Annotated in this window: 1 protein-coding gene; it reads right to left on the bottom strand. The window is 54.9% G+C overall.

The genetic code is table 11. The annotated features are described in order from the left end of the window. Nucleotides 1-1019, bottom strand: a 1019-nt coding sequence (tuf, locus tag HV477_RS27890; RefSeq protein WP_001543627.1) for an elongation factor Tu, incomplete at both ends; no start/stop codon positions are given.

Genomic DNA, 1019 nt, shown 5'->3' with positions numbered 1-1019 from the left:
AGAACTTTAGCAACAACGCCCGCGCCAACGGTACGGCCGCCTTCACGGATTGCGAAACGCAGACCGTCGTCCATCGCGATCGGGTGGATCAGGGTAACAACCATTTTGATGTTGTCGCCCGGCATTACCATCTCTACGCCTTCCGGCAGTTCGATGGTGCCAGTCACGTCAGTAGTACGGAAGTAGAACTGCGGACGGTAGCCTTTGAAGAACGGAGTATGACGGCCGCCTTCATCTTTGGACAGAATGTACACTTCAGATTCGAACTTGGTGTGCGGCTTGATGGTGCCCGGCTTAGCCAGTACCTGACCACGTTCGATTTCTTCACGTTTGATACCACGCAGCAGAACACCAACGTTCTCACCGGCACGGCCTTCGTCCAGCAGTTTGCGGAACATTTCAACGCCAGTACAGGTAGACTTCTGAGTCTCTTTGATACCAACGATTTCAACTTCTTCGCCCACTTTGATGATACCGCGTTCTACACGACCGGTAACAACGGTACCACGACCGGAGATGGAGAATACGTCTTCGATCGGCAGCAGGAACGGCTTGTCAATCGCACGCTCTGGTTCCGGGATGTAAGAATCCAGGAAGCCAGCCAGTTCGATGATTTTCGCTTCCCACTCTGCGTCGCCTTCCAGCGCTTTCAGAGCAGAACCACGAACGATCGGCGTGTCGTCGCCCGGGAAGTCGTACTGAGACAGCAGTTCGCGAACTTCCATCTCAACCAGTTCCAGCAGCTCTTCGTCATCAACCATGTCGCATTTGTTCAGGAACACGATGATGTACGGAACGCCTACCTGACGACCCAGCAGGATGTGCTCACGGGTCTGCGGCATCGGGCCGTCAGTCGCAGCAACAACCAGGATCGCGCCGTCCATCTGAGCAGCACCGGTGATCATGTTTTTAACATAGTCGGCGTGCCCCGGGCAGTCTACGTGTGCGTAGTGGCGGGTCGGGGTATCGTATTCAACGTGAGAAGTGTTGATGGTGATACCACGCGCTTTTTCTTCCGG

Origin of the sequence: Salmonella sp. SG203, from assembly GCF_013350575.1 — a bacterium.
Classification (GTDB): domain Bacteria; phylum Pseudomonadota; class Gammaproteobacteria; order Enterobacterales; family Enterobacteriaceae; genus Salmonella; species Salmonella enterica.
This window is presented reverse-complemented; position numbering and strand designations above follow the sequence as displayed.